Raw genomic sequence first — 15346 nt, 5'->3', positions numbered from 1 at the left:
GCAAATACGACTTATTCATTAAGTGTAACTAATCTATTATTTCATATATGAAAGTTCTTATGATTGGCGGAGGGAATATGGGTTTGACCTATGCCGAAGCTATATCTAAATCAAAATTCTTAAAAAACCGGGATCTGATGATCCTTGACAGTGCAAAAGACAAAACGGAAGAGCTGAGAAAGCGCAGTTACTTCGATGTGTACGAAAAGTTGGGTGAATGCCTGCCAAAGGCGGATGTGGTATTTATCGCCGTCAAGCCGTACCATGCGTATGAGTTGATGGAGGCGATGAGGCCTCTGGTCAGCTCCGGGCAAATTTTTATATCGTTGATGGCCGGAGTCACCATTGAGGCCATTCAAAATGGACTGGGCGTAGAGAAAGTGGTACGCGCAATGCCCAACCTACCGGCAAAAGTAGGAATGGGATTGACTTCTTTTACTGCTTCGGAAGAAGTGTCGAGGTTGGAGCTGTCCACGGTAGAAAGCTTGCTGGATACCACGGGCCGTTCGGTATTGTTGGATACCGAAAATGATATCGATGCTTCTACGGGTATTTCCGGAAGCGGACCCGCTTACATTTTTTACTTTATGCAGTCGATGTTGGAAGCGGCTCTCAAAATGGGCTTTTCGGACCACGACTCCAAAGTGTTGGTCGGACAGACATTTGCCGGTGCGGTGGAATTGTTTAATTCTTCCGATCTGGACCCGAATTCCTGGATGGACAAAGTGGCTTCCAAAGGCGGAACGACCCGGGCCGCTCTGGATTCGATGGAGGACAATAATGTAAAGGAATTAATTAAGGAAGCGGCTTATGCAGCTTTTGAACGGGCTGTGGAATTAGGAAAGGAGTATAGCAATGCTTAACACCGGTGAACCCATCCAACGAGTGGTCATCAAGGTGGGAACCAATGTGATGACCAATAAAGACAATCGCATTGTGGGTACCATCCTGAAACAATTGGTCGATCAGATTGCCATCTTGTATGAACGTGGAATCATGTCCGTGCTCGTTTCTTCGGGCTCTGTTATTGCGGGAAAAGAGGTGTTGAGTACGGGAGTGGATATTGAAGAAGAGACGATTCGCAGGCAAGTCTATTCGGCTATCGGACAACCACGTATGATGCGCCATTATTATAATATTTTCCAGGATTACGGGATGCGATGCGCTCAGGTGCTTGCCACCAAGCGGGATTTCGATCCGGGAAAACACCGGGAAAATATGATCAACTGCTATGAAGGCTTGCTTTCGGAAGGGGTGATTCCCATTGCCAATGAGGACGATGCGGTGTCGCTTTCCATGTCTACATTTACAGACAACGATGAGTTGGCCAGTCTGGTGGCGGAGTTGATCGGTGCCGACATGTTGATTTTGCTGACTGATACGAATGGCTTGTACAATGGCCATCCGGATGATGAACATACCCGGCTGTTTAAACATGTGACCGTAGATCAAAAGGTGGAACATTTCATTCAGGAATCGGAAAAAGGCGAAGCGGAAGGCCGGGGAGGAATGGAGTCAAAGCTTTGTGTGGCCAAGCAAGCTGCCAAAAAGAATATTCCGACCATTATTGCCAACGGTAAATTGGAAAACGTCATCGTGGATATTGTAGACGGTAAGGAAGTGGGTACGCGCTTCACCTTGTGAGCCGTAAAGGAATAGGATTGAAAATGTTTTAAAAAACCGGAACAGTACAATGGAACTATTAAGCACCGAAACGAAAAATAAAGTGTTGGAGTCGATGATGAAAGTGATCGACAAAAACCGGAGTCAAATCTTACAAGCGAATCAAGCAGACTTGGATGCTTTTGAGCGGGAAGATCAAGCTCTATACGACCGGCTTGTAGTGGACAATGCCAAGGTTGATGATATGATAAAAGCCGTGGGCCAAGTTAGAGAGCAAGCGGACCCCGTAGGAAAAACTATTTCTCAACGTACCTTGGAGAATGGCCTGGAAGTAGTCAACCAAACGGCTCCATTCGGTACGATTATGATTATCTACGAGTCGCGCCCGGATGTGACCATTGAGGCGGCCGTATTGGCTTTTAAAGCCAATAGTAAAATTTTACTGAAAGGCGGTAAAGAAGCCATTCATAGCAACAAAGCTTTGGTAGAATGCTGGCACGAAGCCTTGAAGGAAAATGGGTTGAGTACGAACTGGATAGAGTTGTTCACCTTGAACCGCCAGGAAACACAGGCCTTTTTGAAAAATCCTTCTCAAAAGCTGGACTTAATTGTACCCCGTGGAGGAGAGCAATTGATTGCCTTTGTGAAAGAACATGCGCAATGTGCCGTATTGGTGAGTGGCCGGGGAAATAATTTTGCATATGTGGCGAGCGATGCGGATTGGGAGCAAGCCAAAAAAGTGATGATCAACGCCAAAACCCATAAGATCAGTGGTTGTAATGCTCTGGATAAAATTTTAGTGGATAAGGACTTGCCTGGTCTGGAAAGCAAACTACAAGACCTTGAGCAGGTATTTACTGCCTATCAAGTGGAGCTTTTGGCAGGCGATAAAGTGCTTCCTTATTTAACTTCTGCAAAGAAAATTTCCTCTGAAGATATCTGGTACGAGGAGTTTTTGGCTTTAAAAGCTTGTATCGGTTTGGTAAACGGATTGGACGAAGCAATTGGTAAAATTAACCGATACAGCGGAGGGCATTCCAGCACTATCCTGACGAGTGACAAAAACAAAGCAGCTCGCTTTATGGAACAGGTAGATAGCGCAGCGGTTTATCACAATGCTTCCACCCGTTTTACTGACGGAGGACAGATGGGAGTGGGGGCTGAGCTGGCCATTAGCACAGACAAGTTGCACCACAGAGGACCCTTGGGTTTGGAACAATTGGTGACCAACAAATATTATGTATTTGGCAACGGCCAAATCAGAGAGTAAAGCTTTTTTATAAGTGACTTCAAAAGGCCATCCGTTAGGATGGCCTTTTGTATTTGAATCACACTTTCCTGCTTCTGTAGATAATAATAAAGCGATGAGTTATACGATTAAGGTGGCATTTTTATGTTGGAGGAGTAGATAATCAGAAATACTTCCATCAATGAAAGCCTGCCGGTTTTTTCCGGTAGTATAATTGAGTAAGTGCGATTCTTTTACAAGTTTAATTTTGATACGTTGTTGGTTCTTTTCTAATGAAAAAACACATGAATCTTCTTGGTAATCAATGTCTTTGAGGGTGGTGTTTTTAATGCTGGAAGTCAAAAGCTCTTTTTCGATCAAGCCTTTAGCATTTGAAATTACCTGGTCGTTTAGGCGTATATAATTTTGAGCTCCCCAAGCGGTATACACCAGGTAGTGATGATTGTCAAGTAAGAAACCGAAAAAGCCTGCTCCTCCCATTCCGTAAGTTCCCAAGTGGGGATTAATGCTTGTGATTTTTCTTCCCAAAAGAGATGTTTTTCCTATTTCGCTAAGAAATTCCGGTTTGTTAAAAATCAAGGTTTCTTCTTCCGAAATATCACCGTATAGCATCCAGGCTTCTTTGGTATCCTCTGGCAGTCCGATTTGGTTATATTCTAACCAGCCGTCTTTTTTCCACTCGTCCAAATCACTCAAAGGAACCACCATGGCGTATTGTTCAATTCCTCCTGTGTTTAAGTCAATATACTTGTGTTGCTTCATGCCGTAAATTTCAGTATCCGGATTTTTGAATTAATGGATTTCATGATGTTTTTTTATTTCAGGTGTAAAAAACGAAGCTCCAAAAGGTAGTCTTACCTAATGGAGCTTTCCATTGAAAAAATGAATGTTATAATGTTTATTGACTAATTAAACACCGGGTGAGTATCCAAAAACGTATGGGCAACTCCCGTTTCAAAAAAGAGCAATTCATTGGCAAAGTAAACCAAGTTGGTAATAAGCGCAATGAAAGTGACTCTTCCCAAACCCAATAAAATATTGTTCTTTATTTTTTTGCCCCACAAAAAATAATCAAAAAGCAAAAAGAGGATTATACTGGGAATCGCCAAAGGAAGTCCCATTGCAAAAGCTAGAATTGGCCAAGTGGTATAGTGATAGGCCAAATACATGCTTAGCACAATGATGCCCAGTATCCAGATGATTTTGTATTTGTAAATGAATGTCATGATTGGTTAGGTTTGTACCCCGGATTTTTGCCTGAGCCAAAGCTGGCGGACAAGGCTTCTTTCACTTTAGGAAAAAGTTGGGTATGGCTTAAGCTATGTGCCGTAGTGGCCAGGTAAGGCAAGCTACCCGGTTTGATTTTAAGGTTGGGATCATTGAGGTCTTGTTCCGCGATCAGGTCCGCATGGAATCTGTTGACAATTCCATGATAAACCGTCAAGTTTCTCTTTAACCTTTTCAGTTGTGTATCGGCTTCACCTGTAATGATCCACTCCAAAAGATCAATTGTGGAAATAAGTCCGTTTATGCCTTCCGGTGTAAGCATCTGGCTGACCAGTCGCATAAGCAATTCTTGTTTGACATCCGGCTTATTGGCTTTCACGCAACTTTCAATTCCATTGATAAACGTATCGTAATTGGATTTTTTGCCTCTGCTATGGTAAGGATCTTTGTCGGTAATTAACACATCTTCGATTTGGTATTTACCTCCGGTTTGTTCCTGAGGAGTCCAGGTGGTGTCGTCAATACGGTCGGCAATACCGGTACTGTTCGTACAAAGAATGGACGCCAGCAAGTCTAATAAATAGCTATCGGAAACACCCGTGCCAATCGCAAATAAAGTATTGGCAATGCGAAGGATTCTCACAAGGTCTATATCCTCAAAAAACTCAGACCTTCCGTAGCCACCTCTTCTGTTCCTGCTATTATTTTCAAAGATAGGTCCTCTTTCTTCGGCCCACTCTTTGATTTCCGTCAGTCTTGTGATGAATTGCCGCTTTTGCCATGCTAGTACATTGGTATCGTCCAGGCTTTCAAAATTGTCAATCAACACACCCATTAATTGATCAACCCCGTCCAGCATGATGGCTGTCTGACTCCATAGAAACGGCCCTTCCGTATGGTTATTAATGTTTAATTCGGACAGGTGGTTAAAGGCCGCAAAGTTCGTTTCATTTATTCTCTGCATTGCTTTTTCAAAAGCATCGCTGTTAAAGTTTGCCAAGAGGGATTCCAGGTTTTTCAAGGTGAAATCCGCGACAAACCGTTGTGTGATGTCGTACTCATTGTGTACATTGATGATTTTGCACTCCTTGTGTAACTTGCTGTGATTCAATTGGTGTTGCTCTTTGAAAAACGGAGTGGACAAATACGTGATGCTTTTTACTTTCCAAGGCTCGGGAAACCTTGAGTCGTTGGCAATGACTTCGGTAAACTGATTGATGACATTTCCCCCGTGCGAGTGGCCGATCAAGTGCAAGTAGACCTCTTGGTCCTGCCAGTTTTTATACACACGCAGAAACAAGTCCAAAAGGCGTTCGGCCCCTTCCACCCTGGCTTCATGGTTATTATCTCCGGACCAGCTAAAGAATTCGTCTTCAATATGCAAGTCCAGGAATTGGGGCTTGAGTTTTTTGACACTTTGCCATAAATTTTCTTGCCCGCCCGCTTCTGATCCGCCATGGTCTCCACCTTCCGTATGGATTCTTCTCCAATAGTCCTTATTGGCCTGGTGGTTGGCACCGGTAAGGTTGAGGGGGTCTGTGGTTCCGGGCACAAACATGATAATGTCCTTTACTCCTACCACTTTGATCCGGGCGGACTTGGATTGTGCGTGATTCGGTTGGCCGGAGGGGTAGGCCGTTGCAACGATTTCGTTGGTACTTTGATCAATGTATACTTTGTACGCATTGCCTCCGGAGCTTTCGACTTTTAAATTTGCCATAATTCAAGGTTTAAATGGTTAGTATTAGATGTATCACAGGCACAGGGTAAATTATTTCATATGTTGTTTTATGTGCTTATCATACATGGATTGGTTAATTTACTCCCTAAATTTACTGAGATTATTGAATTATCCCAATAAATGTTTCTCCTTTTTTAAGGAGTATGTGCTTGATTATTAGGTTTCTTGTAAATAAAGTTCAAAATATACCCAATGGAATAATGCAAAGTTTCTCTGTCAGGAGTTTTTAAGGTGATACCATTTTTGCGGAATTATACTAGGGTAAATGTTGACTAACGGGGAAGGCTACCGGAAGTGATACTAAGACACTGGCTTTGTCACACCATTGATTGTATTAAAGTAGTACCTAACTTCAATTTGAAATTTTTTATTCGGTCTTTTAAGGAATGAAGATAAATTTCATCATTCTTAAAAATTGAAATCAGTATTGAAAATGCGTATACGGATATATTTTCCGTCCCGAGAAATGAATATGCCGATGAGGGAGGTTAACCGTTTCAATCCGGTTCTATATGGATCAAAACATCGGCAATTTCAGGCATTTTATTTTGCAAGACTTCTTTTACAAGGTGTGCAATATCATGCCCTTCTTTTACGGAAATGCATCCGTCAACGATTAAATGTAAATCCACATGCAGAAACATACCGGCCTTTCTTACAAAACACTTTTCGGTATTTTTGACTCCTTCAACCGTGATGGCAACTTTCCGGATTTGCAAAACAATGTCCTCGTACAGATGTTCGTCCATAATTTCACCCAGTGCCGGACGGAAAATCAAATAGGCATTGTATACAATGATTCCGGAGGCCAATAAAGCAGCCCAGTCGTCAGCAGTTTCATAGCCTTTGCCCATGAAAATTGCAATGGAAATTCCGATAAAGGCCATCAATGAAGAGATGGCATCGCTGCGATGGTGCCATGCATCGGCTTTTAAGGCTGTGCTCCTTGTTTTTTCGCTGGTAGAGACTACGATCCGGTAAAACCCCTCTTTTATCAGGATGATAACTCCCAGTACAATCAAGGTATACTTTTCCGGGGTTTTGTGTGGCGTTTGTATATTTTGAATGCTCTCATAAGCGATAACTGTTGCTGATATTACCAAAAAACCTACCACCACAAATGTGATTAAAGGCTCTGCTTTTCCGTGGCCATAGGGATGATTGTCATCTGCCGGTTTACTGGAATACCTCAAACCTAAAAGTACCATAAGAGAAGAGAAAACATCGGTGGTAGATTCGATGGCATCGGCTATTAAAGCGTAAGAATTGCCGAAGTATCCTGTGAGGCCTTTGGCAATGGCAAGTAAGGCGTTGCCTGCTATACTGAAGTATGTCGTTTGAATGGCTTTTTCTGAGGATGAGGGCATATGATTGTGTTTTTTGAGGCTATGTTTGCTTGAAAAGTCGCTAGAATAAGTCGCTTTCAATAAAGCCGGAACAACCTACCTATTCGATTTTGTTTTTTCAAGGAAAGTACGGAGTAAATTGTGTCAAAGGGGGGGTGAAATTTCATTCCGGATGAGAAAAGGCTACAAAGTATATTTCTCGTAGCCTTTTCTCGATATTATATGAAAAATTAATCAATCATGCCTTTTGCAACATCTGGTTTTGCATCCTAATGAACTTTGATTAATTCCACTTCAAAAATTAAGGTAGCATACGGAGGAATGTCATTGCCGGCTCCTCTTTCCCCATAAGCCAGGTCATAAGGCAAGTATACCATCCATTTGCCTCCCTCTTTCATCAACTGTAAGGCTTCTGTCCATCCTTTGATTACTTGATTCAATTGAAATGAGGCAGGCTCGCCCCGTTCGTATGAGCTGTCAAAAGTAGTCCCGTCTAACAACAAACCTTTATAGTGTACGGTTACCTGGCTACTGGCATCCGGAGAATTCCCTTTGCCTTCCACCAAAACTTTGTATTGCAAACCGCTTTCGGTGGTAACGACCCCTTCTTTTTCTTTATTCGCTTCCAAAAAGTCTTGCCCTTCTTTTTTGAGTGCGGCCGTTTTTCTCTCCATCACTTCCTTCATATAAGATTGAAGGAGAAAACTACACTCTTGCAGGTCCATTTTTTGTGTATCTTTCAAGGCGTCTTTTAAACCAACTACGATGGCATCAACTTTGAGAGAATCACCTCCCTGGCTTTTTATATTGGTTCCTAACATCACTCCAATGGCATAACTGGCTTTTTGGTGTTTTTCATCCATGTTCACTTCCAGTGCTTTTCTGAATTTCTCCAACTCTTCATTTTGTTGGGCCAGTTGCTCTTTCAGTTCTGTGTTTTCCGTGTTCAGTGAAGCATTATTCGCTTTTAGTTCTTTTTTCGACTGTGCAAACAAAGAAGTACTCAAAGCACTAAGTAAAAAAATACAAACAAATCGTCTCATGTAAACCGTGTTTAATTGACTTGCAAAGTAAGGCAATTCCTTATTATTAAAAGTAGTTTAACAGGTAAAAATACCAATTCTGTGTAGAAGGCTTCTTTTTTCTTATGGCCCTCTACTCAAAGCTTTGTCTAGGGCTTCTTGCATGGCCGGGAGGCAAATAATCTCACCAGTAGGAAACTCGCCACTTTCAAATCATGTGAATAGCCATTCAAACAGGCGATTAATCGCACTTCTATTGTTAAAAATAGCCTCTTTTATTGTATATTTCCCGGACGTCTTCTTTGAAAAAAACATATTAGGACACTCTTTTAACTTATAATGAAACTTCATCGTTAAGCTTAACAAGCTCTACACTACTATACTAAAGTATCAATTAATACCTTCAATTTCCCTACAGGTTAGATGTACTGGTATTCCGGTGTGCATACCGGGTAAGTATATATTTTTTTACGGATAGTTTAAAGGTGGCATCTGATTTTAGAATAATGAATATGGACCTTTTTTCGCTAGCTATTTTTAAATTGTAATATTCAATTTTACGACAAGACTGTTCTATGTCAAAGTAGGAGAGGCTTTATCATTAAATTTGACTTTATAACTATCATTTTTTACTCATTAAGTTTCTCATCAAATAAACCTTTAAGTATTATGGCGCAGTTTAAAGCTTTTGACAAAAATGTGGAAGTAAATGGACAGACTGTATTGTCAGTGGTGAACTCCTTAAACTTTGGAAAAGAATCGCGGTTAGATATTTTGGCGCAAAACGGAATCGAAAATCCGGAGTCGGGAAAGTGGTATAAACAGCAGCTTTGGTTAAATGCTTTTCAAGAGATTCATAAAGTACTGGGAGATAATACCCTGTTTATGATTGGAAAAGCCATTCCGCAAAATGCCGATTTCCCTAAAGAGATTGATACTTTGAGAAAGGCTTTGCTGAGTGTGGATACGGCATACCATATGAACCATAGAGGGGGAGAAATCGGGAACTATCAATTGGTTGCATTTGACGAGCAGAACCGCAAGGCAGTAATGATTTGTAATAATCCCTATCCCAGTGAATTTGACAGGGGGATTTTGACATCAATGGTTCGGAAGTTCAGGCCTAAAGATTCCTACAAATGTGATGTGGTGTTGGATGTCACCAAAGCATCGCGCTTGGAAGGGGGAGAATCTTGTACATACCTGATCACCTGGTGAGCAATTTGCCGAAAAAGTATATCTCTTTTCCCTTCAATACCGTTTTAAAACATTAGTCATAAGAGGGCAGGGGCGCTCTTGCTTTAAAGAAAGGCCAAACCTGCTTTCTTAATTATATCTTTTTCAACAACAATCTATTTTTTTTTACTAACCAAATTTGCTTTATGATTAGATTACAACAACTATGGATAGTAGGACTATTCCTATTATTATTTTCTTGTAAAGAGCTTGATAAGCTTACGCAATTTAACATGCCGTATGAAGCTTCGGTAACGATTGATTCTTCCATCGGAATTGATGTGCCGGGCAACTTTTACAGCCCTGAAATTGAAACCAACTCAGAATCAACCTTTGCGGTAAATGATACCCGCAAAGATTTGGTAGAAGAGATCCTTCTGACACAAATGAGCCTGGAATTGAAAAGCCCGGAAGATGGGGACTTTAGTTTTTTGAATGAAATATCCATCTATATGAGTGCCGAAGACCTGGATGAAATCAAGATTGCCTGGAAGGAAAATATTCCGGCAGAACCAGGAAAAAAAATTGAAATGGAGGTATCCAACCAGGATTTGAAAGCATATATTAAAAAGGACAAGTTTACATTGCGGGTGAATTCCGTGACCGATGAGTTTATTACTCAAGACCATGAAATTGACATTGATGCAAACTTTTTTGTAGATGCCAAAGTCTTAGGCTTGTAAGAAGTTGCAATATTGGATGAAGACAAAAAGCCCGGAATGGTACCATTCCGGGCTTTTTGTCTTTTGAGATCTCCGCTAGAAATACAGCGTTTAGCGCTTTTTCCTTTTCCGCCTTTTTCTACCGTTTTGTTTTTCCTTGGCGTAACCTCCCGAATTACAGCTTTATCCTATAAATTTGTTGGTGTTTGATTGTAAAACCTGAGATCCAAAATAAGATTATGAAAGGAAAGATATGTGTAGTGACTGGGGCTACTTCCGGCATCGGTTATGAAACGGCTTTAGAAGTTGCCCGGCAAGGAGCAAAAGTTTTTATTTTGTGCCGGAATGAGCAGAAGGGAACAGAAGCCGTAGCAAAGATTGCCGCAGAAACCGGTAACCAAGACCTGGAAGTATTGCTGGTTGATTTGTCATCGCAAAAATCTATTCGCAAGGTAGCTGACCAACTGCATAACAAAGTAGATAAAATTGATGTCTTGGTGAATAATGCAGGTACCTGGGTGTCGAACCTGACCTTGACGGAAGATCAGGTGGAAATGCAATTTGCGGTGAATCACCTGGCTTATTTTCTGATGACTCACTTGTTGCTACCATTACTGGCCAAAGCTGAGCAAGGAAGGGTGGTTTGTGTGAGTTCGGATTCGCATTTCCATAGCAAAATGCACTTTGACGATTTGAATTTAACGAAAAAATACCATGGGCTACGGGCTTATGCTCAGTCGAAGTTGGCCAATGTGATGTTCGGCTATGAGTTGGACCGTCAATTAAAGGCTCGCAATTTAAATATATCCATTAATTGTGTGCAACCGGGGCTGGTGAAAACCGATATAGGCTTGAAACATACCGTTTCATTTCATGGATTGATGTGGAAATTGAGGCGTCTGGGAGGTGTTAGCCCAGCCAAAGGAGCGGAAACATCTATTTTTTTAGCGAGCTCGGATGCCGCCAGCGGGCAAAGTGGGAAATATTGGGACAAGTGCAAGCCGAAACCTTCTTCCAAAGCTTCCTATGTAGAAGCCGACCAAAAGCGGCTTTGGGAGATCAGTCAAAAGCTGTGTAAGGTAGAAGATTATTTTGCCAATGTAGGATAGATAATGCCTTTGAAAAATATCAACCGCCCTGGTAAGTAGAATTACCAGGGCGGTTGTTTTTAGCGGAATGTCGTATCTAAAATCCGTATCCGGCTGTTTTTCCTTAACTTGAATTTTTTCCACCGGAAAAACCGCAATAATTGCCCCAAGGCCACAAATGAGCCTCCCAGAATGGCGGATTCACTCTGAGAATAGGCGGGTTCGGATACCAAAGGGTACACAGAGGCAGCAAAGAGAAAACCAAAGCCTATCGTGTTGGAACCCAAGCCGAGAAAGCGCATACCTTTGTTGGGAAAGTAAAAAGATTCAAAATCTTTAATAGGGTATTCCAAGTTGGCTTCACCAAGGATGACAGTGGTGTCTTTTAATGCAAGCAGGTAATCATGAAAAAGGACTTTGTTGTTCTTTTGTTTGAAATAAATTTCATCGCCTACAGACAACTTAATTCGCTTTTTTCCATACTTATCCAACACCAGGTATTTTTGAGAATAAGCAGAGGAAATGCAAAGCAACAGTAAAATCAGGCTGGTTGTTATTTGTTTGTATTGCATAGTGATACGATTTAAGATGGTATGCCATGCTAGTGAAACATGAACTGTCAGGCTCAATATGTATTGACCAGAAAAATTCTTACCACAAAGCATGCTTTTGAGTAAGAACTCTATTTACATAATGCGATTTGTACCGTAAAGGATGTATCCTAATCAAATAATAACCAATGGACGCCGAATTCAAATTGACGCGCTTGCCCCATGTAATTAGGCGTTACATAATAGCCGTTTTTGATCATGCCTTCCATAATATTTGTAAACTTGATAAACATCCGCACCCGGCTGATCCGGTAATTGACAAAGGCATCTGCTTGTACGTAATTCCCGACTTTTTGCCGGTCTTGTAGATAAAATTGCTGAACCACGGGGTTGTAGGCATCTGCGTAGAAGGCTGAATGCCAGTGAAAATCCAGGCCGATCTGAAAATGCAGGTTGTCATTAAAAGCACTGCGTTCATAATACACCTGATAGTTAGCAAAGAATTCGGGCATGCGGAGAATGTCCTGATCTTCGTGCAGGGTATACAAGGCATTGGCCGTATGATGGAATTTGCCGGTGGTGTAATTGAGGTCAAATCCCACTTGTAAATAACTGATGGATTCGCCACTCTGTTGCGGGACGGATGCCGTATCGTAGTAGATATAATTATTCAAATTGGTAACTTCCACATAAGGCTTAAAAAAGAGCTTTTCAGTGGGGATTTTGATCGCTCCGTACAACTTATCGGCAACACTGCTCTCAAAGTCATTGTCCCAATAAAAAAGACTGCCGCTATAGAAAGAAGACATATAAGTGGGTTCGGTAACGCTACGGGTAAATTTTCCTTCTAAATACTTGTAGTTGAACAAGCCCGAAAAGAAATAATTTTTGCCCAAGCTCGCTTCACTTTCTATACGCAGTTGCATATCTTGAGAAAGTTGATAATCGAGTATCCCTCCCAGAAAATGCTGGTCTTTTAATTTGATCGGAACTCTAGAGCCCAGCGTAATTTCATGATTTAATTTATACCGCTTAAAACGGTGATACAAGGCATAGAAAAATTTGGTTTTCCGGCCCTTTACCCCAATCCGGTGGTTCACTTCATTGAACAAAATTTGATTGTACGTACTGGTCAGTTGTGAGAGGGAAGACAAATCCCGGGCGCCTATATTTTCATAAAAACCGAGATTTTCAGAGAGGTTCTCATCGCCAAACCAGAATTTGTTATAGTCCAAATCCACTTCTTGAAACAACTGCACCGTGGTAGAATCCAATAAGGAGTATTCATGATAGAGGTGGATTTTGGATTGGCGTTGATATGTTTTGACATTTTTGAGTTGATTGATAAACTCGGCCCGGTCCAGGGTGAAGAGGTCATCATAGTCCCGGTTTTCATCAAGTAAACTTTGTACTTGAATTCCCCCTGTTTCATTGATGGTATGGGTAAATGCACTGAAATGCCCCATTATTTTATACTTGCCATTCGGCGAGTGATAACTGGTATGCATCAAAAAGGTTTGATGATCGCCCTGTCGGTTGTCTCTTCGGGAGCCTTGTGGGTGTTGCCCGGCCAAGATGCGGGACGTAATCCGGTGAAAGAGGAAGCCTGCACTCCAGTTGGGGTTGATATTTCTGGCAAATTCAATATCCAGGATAGAGCGTTTGCCGCCCCCCTGGGCATAATACCAATCCGTATAGGGGGATTTGCTGTTGAAATACCGTACTTTTTCCGGAGTGACCAAATAAGGGGCCAGGTAGTTCAAGCCCAAGCGAGTGCCTAGCTTTGCAGGTACTTGAAAGTACAAAGGCTTAATAGCCGTGCCCAAGGTGCCGAGGTCTTGGCTGGCGTACCCGTTGCGGGCTACGTAATTATACCGGTGCAAATTAGTTAAGCCCGTGTCAATCACATTGAACACGGTCCGGTTTTCAAACCAGTCGTCTTGATAAAAGTACTGAGTGGTATGAGGGCCATAGACCAACTTGGTAGAGTCATCGAGAATTTTCCGGCCAGGTCTCTTTTCCTGTTTTACGGTGTCCTCTTCTTGAAAAAACGGCTTGTCATCCAATCCTCCGAGCTGGTTTCCGGTGGGAATTTGAGCAAAAACCAAACTTTGGATGCTCAGTAAAAGGAATGTTATCAAATATCGTTTTGTCACCCTGATGTCGTTTTGTTAGGATTTATACAGTCTCCGTTAATAAAGTAACAGTGACTCATTCGTTTATGAGATTATTTTTCACCTTCTCCTTTTAAAGTACAAACTTACGGCATCCATTCAAATAATTCATAATGCTCCCGGCTCATTCCGATGCGAAGGTATACTTCCTGAGCGGGTTGGTTGGTTTTGTCCACATACAAACGGATGCCCTTGAGTGTCTCATTTTGCAGAACTTCATTTTTCAAATGCAGGTAAATGGATTTGAAGACTCCTTGTCCCCGGTAGCCGGCATCCACAAACACAGAATGTACCCAAAGAACTTTCCCGTTACGCCAGTCGCTCCACTCGTAGAGTACCAGGGAGCTGGCGATGACTTTTCCATCCGCTTCAGCTATCAGGTAATAGCCCATCTCCGGATGTAAAAACACTTCGCGGACCCCCTTGGCTACCGTTTCGGGGTCGAGTTGTAAGTTTTCGGTTTCCTGAGCTAAGTTTTGTTGAAATACGGCAATGGTATCTTGCTCTTCCTCCCGGGCCTTTCTAATGATTGTCATAGCTTGATTGGTTTTGAAAAATGTAGTAAAGATGATGATTTTATCATCAGGCAAAGATAGCGGATTTCCTTTGTCCTTGAAAAGATATGATCTGTAGAATGAGAGATAGAGGAAGGTTGCCGGTAAAGGGATAACGGTGAATAGGGTATGTAGAAACGTAGTTGGGCTAAAAAGAAGAGGGTTGATATGCGGAACATCCGGTAGTGCTTGTCTCTATGTGAAAAATTTGATTTTTTGGGCATTTTTTTCTAATTCACTGATTGAATACGATTTATTAATGAAAATGAAGAAAAAATGAAAACGATTCAAGATTGGTTTAACGAATATGGGGAAAGTCATCAAAACAAACTGAATAAGCTTATGCACTGGATTTGTATCCCCATCATTTTTGTCAGCGTCATTGGTTTGTTGGCCAGTATTCCAAGCGGGTTTTTAGCCCGTTGGGTTCCCGAAAGTATGCAATCGTTTGCTCATTTCGGAACCGTGGTGATTGTGCTGGGGCTCTTGTTTTACCTTCGTCTGTCTTTTCGTATGTTCCTGGGTATGGCCTTGGTCTGTTTTCTGTCTTTGTTGGCAGTCAATGCCTTGGTAAGCTGGGGGATTGCCCCTCTTTGGATGTTATCATTGTTACTTTTCTTGGTAGGTTGGATCGGGCAGTTTTACGGACATAAAGTAGAAGGTAAGAAGCCGTCTTTTTTTAAGGATATCCAATTTTTATTGATAGGACCAGCTTGGCTGTTAGGGTTCATTTACCGGAAGCTGGGGCTGAAATATTAATCCTCTCTCTCTTCTCCAATATGAAGAGGTATTATTGAAAAAGTCAAATTGTGCTTAAAAGTAAGATTGTGAGTATTTCTTGTCTATATACTTGCTTATCAGTGCTATATATTT

15 protein-coding genes are annotated in these 15346 nt (G+C 41.7%); 7 read left to right on the top strand and 8 right to left on the bottom strand.

The genetic code is table 11. The annotated features are described in order from the left end of the window. Window positions 1–47: 47 nt before the first annotated feature. Genes proC through AAG747_RS25165 form a run of 3 tightly spaced genes read left to right on the top strand, consistent with a single transcriptional unit; the run spans window position 48 to window position 2893 of the window. Complete coding sequence (gene proC, locus AAG747_RS25175) at window positions 48–863, top strand: pyrroline-5-carboxylate reductase (RefSeq protein ID WP_346824017.1); 816 nt, start codon at window positions 48–50, stop codon at window positions 861–863. Continuing rightward, window positions 856–1644, top strand: a complete 789-nt coding sequence (gene proB, locus AAG747_RS25170) for a glutamate 5-kinase (RefSeq protein WP_346824016.1) — start codon at window positions 856–858, stop codon at window positions 1642–1644. Before proC ends, proB begins: the two co-directional genes overlap by 8 nt. A gap of 49 nt (window positions 1645–1693) precedes the next feature. Beyond that, a complete protein-coding gene (locus AAG747_RS25165) occupies window positions 1694–2893 on the top strand; it encodes a glutamate-5-semialdehyde dehydrogenase (protein ID WP_430300672.1) in 1200 nt (399 codons plus the stop codon). A gap of 99 nt (window positions 2894–2992) precedes the next feature. Here AAG747_RS25165 and AAG747_RS25160 read toward each other — a convergent pair whose 3' ends face one another. The 5 genes from AAG747_RS25160 to bamJ form a co-directional block, all read right to left on the bottom strand. Beyond that, complete coding sequence (locus AAG747_RS25160; protein WP_346824015.1) at window positions 2993–3634, bottom strand: hypothetical protein; 642 nt, start codon at window positions 3632–3634, stop codon at window positions 2993–2995. 143 nt (window positions 3635–3777) lie between these two features. Then, a complete protein-coding gene (locus tag AAG747_RS25155) occupies window positions 3778–4098 on the bottom strand; it encodes a hypothetical protein (protein ID WP_346824014.1) in 321 nt (106 codons plus the stop codon). Further along, on the bottom strand, window positions 4095–5819 hold the full coding sequence (locus AAG747_RS25150) for a lipase family protein (protein WP_346824013.1): 1725 nt from the start codon (window positions 5817–5819) through the stop codon (window positions 4095–4097). The genes AAG747_RS25155 and AAG747_RS25150 overlap by 4 nt, the downstream gene beginning before the upstream one ends. A 518-nt stretch (window positions 5820–6337) precedes the next feature. Next, window positions 6338–7207: a cation diffusion facilitator family transporter gene (locus AAG747_RS25145; protein WP_346824012.1), complete on the bottom strand. Its 870-nt coding sequence runs from the start codon at window positions 7205–7207 to the stop codon at window positions 6338–6340. A gap of 248 nt (window positions 7208–7455) precedes the next feature. Further along, a complete protein-coding gene (gene bamJ / locus AAG747_RS25140) occupies window positions 7456–8229 on the bottom strand; it encodes a BamJ family beta-barrel-assembly machinery protein (RefSeq protein ID WP_346824011.1) in 774 nt (257 codons plus the stop codon). 648 nt (window positions 8230–8877) lie between these two features. On the opposite strand from bamJ, the gene AAG747_RS25135 reads away from it, so the two are divergent. From AAG747_RS25135 to AAG747_RS25125, 3 genes are all read left to right on the top strand, one after another. Next, window positions 8878–9426: a hypothetical protein gene (locus AAG747_RS25135; protein WP_346824010.1), complete on the top strand. Its 549-nt coding sequence runs from the start codon at window positions 8878–8880 to the stop codon at window positions 9424–9426. Between the two features lie 164 nt (window positions 9427–9590). Beyond that, window positions 9591–10127 carry a hypothetical protein gene (locus tag AAG747_RS25130; RefSeq protein ID WP_346824009.1) on the top strand — a complete coding sequence of 179 codons (537 nt, stop codon included), beginning with the start codon at window positions 9591–9593 and terminating at the stop codon, window positions 10125–10127. Window positions 10128–10345: 218 nt separating this feature from the next. Further along, entirely contained in the window at window positions 10346–11215 is an 870-nt protein-coding gene (locus AAG747_RS25125) for an SDR family oxidoreductase (protein WP_346824008.1), read from the top strand. A gap of 59 nt (window positions 11216–11274) precedes the next feature. On the opposite strand, the gene AAG747_RS25120 is transcribed toward AAG747_RS25125, so the two are convergent. The 3 genes from AAG747_RS25120 to AAG747_RS25110 all read right to left on the bottom strand — a co-directional run bounded on the left by AAG747_RS25120 (window position 11275) and on the right by AAG747_RS25110 (window position 14455). Then, on the bottom strand, window positions 11275–11766 hold the full coding sequence (locus AAG747_RS25120; protein ID WP_346824007.1) for a hypothetical protein: 492 nt from the start codon (window positions 11764–11766) through the stop codon (window positions 11275–11277). Window positions 11767–11915: 149 nt separating this feature from the next. Beyond that, complete coding sequence (locus AAG747_RS25115; RefSeq protein WP_346824006.1) at window positions 11916–13901, bottom strand: putative porin; 1986 nt, start codon at window positions 13899–13901, stop codon at window positions 11916–11918. A gap of 104 nt (window positions 13902–14005) precedes the next feature. After that, window positions 14006–14455, bottom strand: a complete 450-nt coding sequence (locus AAG747_RS25110; protein ID WP_346824005.1) for a GNAT family N-acetyltransferase — start codon at window positions 14453–14455, stop codon at window positions 14006–14008. 294 nt (window positions 14456–14749) lie between these two features. Between AAG747_RS25110 and AAG747_RS25105 the strand changes: the two genes are divergently transcribed. Next, window positions 14750–15232 (top strand): Mpo1 family 2-hydroxy fatty acid dioxygenase, encoded by a 483-nt coding sequence (locus AAG747_RS25105; protein ID WP_346824004.1) that lies wholly within the window; start codon window positions 14750–14752, stop codon window positions 15230–15232. Window positions 15233–15346 lie beyond the last annotated feature (114 nt).

Origin of the sequence: Rapidithrix thailandica (assembly GCF_039710355.1) — a bacterium.
In the GTDB taxonomy this organism is placed as follows: domain Bacteria; phylum Bacteroidota; class Bacteroidia; order Cytophagales; family Flammeovirgaceae; genus Rapidithrix; species Rapidithrix thailandica.
Note: the sequence above shows the minus strand (reverse complement) of the source record. Positions and strands in the feature narration are given on the sequence as shown.

Excerpts from the sequence above, each read along its gene's own strand:
- proC (WP_346824017.1), top strand. The coding sequence starts at position 48 with ATGAAAGTTCTTATGATTGGCGGAGGGAATATGGGTTTGACCTATGCC.
- proB (WP_346824016.1), top strand. The coding sequence starts at position 856 with ATGCTTAACACCGGTGAACCCATCCAACGAGTGGTCATCAAGGTGGGA.
- AAG747_RS25165 (WP_430300672.1), top strand. The coding sequence starts at position 1,694 with ATGGAACTATTAAGCACCGAAACGAAAAATAAAGTGTTGGAGTCGATG.
- AAG747_RS25160 (WP_346824015.1), bottom strand. The coding sequence starts at position 3,634 with ATGAAGCAACACAAGTATATTGACTTAAACACAGGAGGAATTGAACAA.
- AAG747_RS25155 (WP_346824014.1), bottom strand. The coding sequence starts at position 4,098 with ATGACATTCATTTACAAATACAAAATCATCTGGATACTGGGCATCATT.
- AAG747_RS25150 (WP_346824013.1), bottom strand. The coding sequence starts at position 5,819 with ATGGCAAATTTAAAAGTCGAAAGCTCCGGAGGCAATGCGTACAAAGTA.
- AAG747_RS25145 (WP_346824012.1), bottom strand. The coding sequence starts at position 7,207 with ATGCCCTCATCCTCAGAAAAAGCCATTCAAACGACATACTTCAGTATA.
- bamJ (WP_346824011.1), bottom strand. The coding sequence starts at position 8,229 with ATGAGACGATTTGTTTGTATTTTTTTACTTAGTGCTTTGAGTACTTCT.
- AAG747_RS25135 (WP_346824010.1), top strand. The coding sequence starts at position 8,878 with ATGGCGCAGTTTAAAGCTTTTGACAAAAATGTGGAAGTAAATGGACAG.
- AAG747_RS25130 (WP_346824009.1), top strand. The coding sequence starts at position 9,591 with ATGATTAGATTACAACAACTATGGATAGTAGGACTATTCCTATTATTA.
- AAG747_RS25125 (WP_346824008.1), top strand. The coding sequence starts at position 10,346 with ATGAAAGGAAAGATATGTGTAGTGACTGGGGCTACTTCCGGCATCGGT.
- AAG747_RS25120 (WP_346824007.1), bottom strand. The coding sequence starts at position 11,766 with ATGCAATACAAACAAATAACAACCAGCCTGATTTTACTGTTGCTTTGC.
- AAG747_RS25110 (WP_346824005.1), bottom strand. The coding sequence starts at position 14,455 with ATGACAATCATTAGAAAGGCCCGGGAGGAAGAGCAAGATACCATTGCC.
- AAG747_RS25105 (WP_346824004.1), top strand. The coding sequence starts at position 14,750 with ATGAAAACGATTCAAGATTGGTTTAACGAATATGGGGAAAGTCATCAA.